5 protein-coding genes and 3 pseudogenes are annotated in these 6,116 nt (G+C 58.1%); 4 read left to right on the top strand and 4 right to left on the bottom strand.

All coding sequences use genetic code 11. From position 1 onward, the window contains the following. Both AWB75_RS36830 and AWB75_RS35870 read left to right on the top strand, forming a co-directional pair. Positions 1 to 132, top strand: a pseudogene (locus tag AWB75_RS36830) (IS3 family transposase); the annotation flags it as partial. A 625-nt stretch (positions 133 to 757) separates the two neighbouring features. Further along, positions 758 to 1,060, top strand: a complete 303-nt coding sequence (locus tag AWB75_RS35870; RefSeq protein WP_087087191.1) for a hypothetical protein — start codon at positions 758 to 760, stop codon at positions 1,058 to 1,060. A 242-nt stretch (positions 1,061 to 1,302) separates the two neighbouring features. Here the strand turns inward: AWB75_RS35870 and AWB75_RS35875 are convergent, their stop codons facing one another. The 3 genes from AWB75_RS35875 to AWB75_RS35885 all read right to left on the bottom strand — a co-directional run bounded on the left by AWB75_RS35875 (position 1,303) and on the right by AWB75_RS35885 (position 3,029). Next, positions 1,303 to 1,617, bottom strand: coding sequence for a hypothetical protein (locus AWB75_RS35875; protein WP_143746671.1), 315 nt, complete (start codon positions 1,615 to 1,617; stop codon positions 1,303 to 1,305). A gap of 153 nt (positions 1,618 to 1,770) precedes the next feature. Further along, positions 1,771 to 2,316 (bottom strand): IS6 family transposase, encoded by a 546-nt coding sequence (locus tag AWB75_RS35880; RefSeq protein ID WP_061128672.1) that lies wholly within the window; start codon positions 2,314 to 2,316, stop codon positions 1,771 to 1,773. 296 nt (positions 2,317 to 2,612) lie between these two features. After that, positions 2,613 to 3,029 carry a hypothetical protein gene (locus AWB75_RS35885; protein ID WP_061128673.1) on the bottom strand — a complete coding sequence of 139 codons (417 nt, stop codon included), beginning with the start codon at positions 3,027 to 3,029 and terminating at the stop codon, positions 2,613 to 2,615. Positions 3,030 to 3,420: 391 nt separating this feature from the next. On the opposite strand from AWB75_RS35885, the gene AWB75_RS35890 reads away from it, so the two are divergent. After that, positions 3,421 to 4,584, top strand: a complete 1,164-nt coding sequence (locus tag AWB75_RS35890; RefSeq protein ID WP_061128674.1) for a TIGR03118 family protein — start codon at positions 3,421 to 3,423, stop codon at positions 4,582 to 4,584. A gap of 386 nt (positions 4,585 to 4,970) precedes the next feature. Here the strand turns inward: AWB75_RS35890 and AWB75_RS39620 are convergent. Beyond that, positions 4,971 to 5,207 (bottom strand): annotated as a pseudogene (locus AWB75_RS39620) (hypothetical protein); the annotation flags it as partial. Between the two features lie 637 nt (positions 5,208 to 5,844). On the opposite strand from AWB75_RS39620, the pseudogene AWB75_RS39095 reads away from it, so the two are divergent. Further along, a pseudogene (locus AWB75_RS39095) lies at positions 5,845 to 6,012 on the top strand (cysteine hydrolase); the annotation flags it as partial. Between the last annotated feature and the right edge of the window lie 104 nt (positions 6,013 to 6,116).

Here is a 6,116-nt window from a genome sequence, read left to right on the forward strand (position 1 = left end):
GCGCTTTACAACACGTCGCGAAGCGATGGACGAGGTGATCGACTGGTTGAGCTTCTACAATCATTCGCGCTTGCACTGACATTGGGATACGTCAGTCCGATGCAATTCGAGCAGCACTGGCATGCCGCCTAGAATCGACGGGTGGCATAATTCCGTTTAGCTAAGGGATACGAAATTCGCGGACAAGGTCACTTTGCAAGTGAAACCAAGCTCTCATGGGTTGTTTTCAGAGGAATGCTGCATCCCACGACGAGTGTGCAGCACAGGAACAAGCCGGCAGCCAGACACGTGAAGGAAACGGAGCCCCATTGAGCAATGTCCGCGTCGGGGGCCCAAAGCATGACGGCCGTCGAAAGCCCGACGCCAGTGCCCATGCCGAGGCCTGCGAACGCGAAGCCTGCGGCGCCGGTTTCGCGAAGAAGCTCCTGGACGATTCTCGCTCCGAATCGCTTATTGTTCGTCGCTAGACGTGGCACTCGTCGTGACCTTTTGTTCTCGTCAAGGGAAATCGTTCCTCGATGAGTTGCAGGGTAGGGGCTCGGCCAAAGCGCGTCCGTCGGGTGGAAAACATTTGGTCGCTTACGTGCAACGTGGCGCGGGAAGAGCCAGGAAAGCAAGAAGAATAAAAGCGAGAAGGTGAGGGCTGGCGGACGCGGCTCGAGCGATGCGCTACAGATTTTTACAAATAAGTACTCTATCGACGTGCACCAACCCGGATGCGGCGGCGTTATTGCGGACACACTCAGTGGAGTTTGCAATGAACAAGAACGTCGTCAAACGCGCCATCCTTCTAACCGTCGCGACTCTCGGCAGCGCGTTTGTTTCAAGCGCAGCCTTCGCTCGAGTGGATGTCGGAGTCTATCTCGGTGCGCCGGCACCTTTGTATGTCGAGCAACCTGCAGTCGTCTATCAAGCGCCCCCGCCGGTTGTCTATGCGCCGGCCCCGGCCTACTATGGCTATGGCTACCGTGATGAGGACCATGGAGAACACTGGCGGCACGATAATGGCAGGCACCGCGGCTGGGAGCATCATCACCATCATGGCGATGACGATGATTAACCTGGTCGACATTATTAGCGCCGACTGCAATAAAACCAGCCGTCCGTAGCAGCGCAACTCGCCTGACGTCTGGGACGGCGTACGATTGGAGAGGAAATGCTCGTTGCTCCACTGCAGATGTAGGCTCGTGTGAGCAGGTGACACGTGCGCCGCACATCCGACGCCAAGCAGCGAGCTTTCTTCAATGCCTTAGGCGCTGTCTCCGAAATAGCAGGTCGAGCCCGTAAGTAAGCGGAACTTCGTCAACAAACGAACGTACGATACGACTTGCCTTGTCCGGGCTTCTCTCGGGACAATATGCAATGAATGTGGCGGCCGCGCGAAAAGTCTCTTCCAGACGCCGCTTCAAGCTTTTCCTTCGTACAGGAACGTTGCAGCTCAGTGACCACTTCTTCGTATGCAACTCTTTCCGCGCTCTCCAGATACGCTGAGAAATGATTGACCATCTCTGCGGCGCGAGTAGGATTTAGAGCATCCAACATCGTCTGGGTGCCGTTGGGATTGGCGAGCAGCTTCTCGATGTCAGCAACTTCATGCACGCCGGACACCGATGTCATCGCTAGGAACCTGATGAGGCGAGAGAGCTCGGACAACCTGAGGTGTGCACGCAAGGGGGAATTGGCGCCAGTGCCAGTCGTGAGGGGCAATAGGAATGGTTTTGTCGCCGTAAGGCCAAGATGACGAAGGAACGGCAGTATAAATAGGATTCCTTATGCTGCCAGTGAGTAAAACTGCTCGGCACGAGTGTATCCGATGCCGCTGTCTTTCATTTGGCCCTTAGCGATCACGTGCACGATGAGGGAATTCAGCGCGGCCAGGTTCGCGCCGCTTTTATCAATTGTCACCGTCTCGGGCTCGCCGTTTTGGCCGATTGACTTTTCGAAGTAGCGCCGCGCCGCCGCCTTGTCACGATGGGCACGCAGCAGAAAATCCACCGTGTTGCCCTCTTTGTCGACTGCGCGGAACAAATACTTCCACTGGCCGCGGACCTTGACATACGTTTCATCCATTCGCCAGCTCCGACCGACGGCTCGCTTGTGGCGGCGAAACGCCTTTTCCAGGACCGGCAACACCTTGATGGCCCAGCGATGTACGCTTGAATGGTCGACCGAGATTCCGTGCTCCGCCATCATCTCTTCCAGATGTGGAAGGCTCAGTGGATACGCCACATACCAGCGCACACACGTCAGGATCACATCGAGCGGATAGTGCAAGCGCTTGAGCACCCCTGCCAAGGCTGGATTTAGCGTCGTCATCAAGCGTCTGATCGTTCGTATTGTCAAGGCACTTGATACCCGACGCGTTACTGCGACAGATCCTCCTACAACGCTGACGCATCGAGTAAACGCCCGTTCGAAACGTGAGCGTCGTCGCGCGGAAGCTCGGGCTGAACGCTAATACGCGCTTTGCGTCGGTCAGGAGGCACAACTGACGGCGGAGCCCTGGTGGCGATCGGCGCAGTTGCTGGAACTCTTTCACAGCTTTCCATCTCCCTCGTGACTGCAGGCTTGCCCGCGTCGATATCTCGCGAAGCGAGACACCTCGGACCGTCTCAGCGCGCGACGACGAAGGACTTATGCATGCCCATCGCGTAGTGTCCCGGACGGTTGCAAATCAACACATAGCGTCCTGGCTCGAGCTTCAATGACAGGCGCTTGGTCGAACGTGTTCTGACATCCTCTACCTCGCCCATCTTCGTGAACCGGCTTTCGGTTACCTGTCCATTCTGTACCGGCAGCCGCGCTTCGTCGGCGTCTGTCCTCAACACGACTAATTCATGTTCCGTATTGCTGTCGGCTGCGTTCGTCACTTCAAACGTGACGCGGCCCGCCTTCGCCGCATCGGTATCGAGTTGAATGGACGTGTTCGTGAGCCTGACGTGAATAATGTCGTTCGCATGACCGCTCAAGGGTGCAACGAGCGCAATCGCAACGAGCACACACACGGCGTTGTTTCTGTCGATGTTCATTTTCTTCCTCACCAATGATAGCGCGTCCCGGCTCCTGAGGCTGTTTAGTCGAGCTCCACGTAGGCCCGAGGCGTCGGCACGACCTTGCGTTCCGTTTCGACAATGGGGGCGCCGTCTTTCCGGGCACCACACCTTCATGAATAGAACGTGGCCGGGCTTCCTGATATTCCGCACGATGTTGATGGACTGGCGCAATTGCAGGTGTATGCCGCGATGACTCGCTTCCCGAACGGGAGCAATAGTGCTGGAAGGACGTGCTCATGCAGCCGGCCTTTTGGACAACCGAACTTTTTCGAGTGCCGCGGGAATTTTCCCGGCGCAGCCATCGTTTACCTTTTTCCAGTGTCGATTCTCAGAGCAGGTCCTCACCAGTCCGACTAAGGAGGGTGTTATGTCTCACGTCTCTGGAAGTCTCAAAGCGGCGACAGCCGCTGTCCTGGCCGCCAGTTTTACGATTGGGTATGCGGCACATGGCGATGCTTACGTCGTCACGCCACTCGTGTCCAACTTGGCGGGCGCGGCCCCGAAAACGGACAGTGTATTGCAGAACGCCTGGGGTATTGCTTTCAGTCCCGCAGGCAGCCCCTTCTGGATCAACGACAACGGAACAGGCTGTGCCACGCTATATGACGGCGAAGGTACGAAGGTTCCGCTGCAGGTATCGATCCCGCTGCCAGGCAATGTCATATCGCCCGGAGCCTGTATGTCCACCAGTCATAACAAGCCGTCGGGTCCTGGGCCTGCGGCGCCCACAGGAATGGTATGGAATACCTCGGCGGCATTCCTGGTACCAGGCACGACGATCCCGGCTGCATTCATCTTTTCGACCGAGGACGGCACGATTTCCGCCTGGGCCAACGGGCTGAATCCAGCGACCAACGCCGTGATCGCGGTCGATAACTCGTCCAACTCTTCCGCCAACAGCGGCGCCGTCTATAAGGGACTCGCTTTCGGCATAAACCCGAAAGGCCTGTTCCTGTTTGCGACCAACTTTCGGTCGAGACGGATCGACGTATTCGGGCCGAGCGGCGGCACGAACGGCCTGTACATGGCCGCCGCGACGGACGGCCGCTTCACCGACCCACACATTCCGCCCGGATACGCGCCGCTCGGCATTGCTAACATCGATGGAGATCTGTTCGTCACGTATGCGCAGCAGGACAAGCAGCAGCACGACGATGTTGCAGGCAGTGGTCACGGTTTCGTGGATGTATTCGACACGGACGGCCACTTGCTGCGCCGCTTCGCCAGCCGGGGAACACTCAACTCGCCCTGGGGCGTCATGCGTGCGTCGTTCGATTTCGGACGCTTCAGCGGAAAGATTCTGATCGGCAACTTCGGCGATGGTCGAATCAATGTCTTCGACGATGACGGCACGCTTATCGATCAGCTGGAGGATGCATACGGCAATCCGGTGGCGATCGACGGCTTGTGGACCCTGACACTCGGCGGCGGCCGCAACTCGAGGTCGGACACTGTGTACTTTTCGGCAGGCCCTAACGGCGAGGCCAATGGACTATTCGGCACGATAACTCCGGCGCACCGCGGCAGATGATAGGTGCATGAAAGCGCATCGCTCGACTGGACCGAATGAGCGCAAGGAGGTCGGTTGGCGCATATAACGATTGGAAGCGATGCACGCCCGATGATGCCGCTCATGCATTGAGGGCGCGCGTGCTCGCTGCCACTGGACGCAAGCCGGCTGGTGCTCTCGGTTCATACGAGAATGACCGGGCTGGACCCGCTCGGCCTGCCGCTATAGCCGCAGCAGGTCCACACGAAGGAGGTTCGGGTATATACCTGTCCCGTAACGGTTCGGCTCGTTGATCGGCAGAGTCCAGCGATCCGCCAACTAACGGCTCGATCGTCTGGATGTACGAAGCTCGTCCATGATCCCGTCACGCTCACAGGGTCGATATGCGCTCCAGTGCGCTCAGGAGCCTATTGAAATCGATTGGCTTGATGAAGTACGCATTGAAGGGCTTTGGGTTTCGACATCGTTGGAGTCAGTGCCCATGCCGTTAGGGCGATAAACGCGATATAGGAGCCGGTATCATTCCGAATGCGACGGGTGACGTCGGTCCCGTGAAGATCAGGCAAGCGTTGATCCAGGACGGCGGCTTCGGGAGCAAATTCCTCAACGGCACGAAGCGCGGCTAAGCCAGTGTTCTCGGCTTTGACGGCGTGACCTTCCTACTCGAGCAGCATCATCAGGCCGGAAGCCGCGCCCTCGTTGTCGTCTACCACCAAGACGCGACGTTGCGTCCTTGCTGACGGTGCAACATCGGCGGTAGGCGAGGGCGGGGCGTGTGCTCACCTTGCAGCGCCGGTAGCCGCACTTCACCTAGTCCGGAATCGAGCTGCTCTTCTCGCGCGAAGCCCTGTGACCCCGTACGACGTGGCAAACGGGACTGTCCGCGGAAGCCAGTCGATGCTGCCGGGCCTTATCGCACGCGCTGTCATACGCTTGGCGGGAGTTTCAACCTGCCGCACCCGGCGTTGCACGCGATTCTACTGTCGCACACCGTGACCTTCAATCTTCACGCCGCGGCCGCCGAACTCTGGCCGCTCGCCGCACCGACAAGACTCGATTCGACATCAGTAACAATAGCGTACAGATAATTAGGCTACAAAATAATTGGCCGGATCTGCTACAGGAAACCGGTGTGACGACTTTCTCTCGGTCGCGCCGACCTTGTTCGCCAACACCGGCGCGCTATTCCAGGCGCGGGTCAGCTGAAATCTGCGAACTCATGCGTTTTCCTTTGCGTCGAACGCGACGTCCCGGCCGCGACGCAAGACACCGACGCCTTGCAATCTCCGCTTCGGTCCGGGCAATCCGGAAGTTAGCTCGTCGAACAGAAACGGGCACGGCATCAAACGGCTCGTTTTTTTCATCGACGATCGGATTGCGCCAGAGCCGGGTCAACAGGCCGATGAACCGCTCATCGCCGCCCATCGGGCCAGCGTGTTCTTTGGCACGGCGGCCTCAAAAGCGAGGTGCAACACCTATCTCGTATAAGGTGTTGCAATGCCCGACAAAACTACTTCATACCAGCACCTTCAACCTGAAGAACGCCTCGCCAT

It is taken from the genome of Caballeronia catudaia (assembly GCF_001544755.2).
In the GTDB taxonomy this organism is placed as follows: domain Bacteria; phylum Pseudomonadota; class Gammaproteobacteria; order Burkholderiales; family Burkholderiaceae; genus Caballeronia; species Caballeronia catudaia.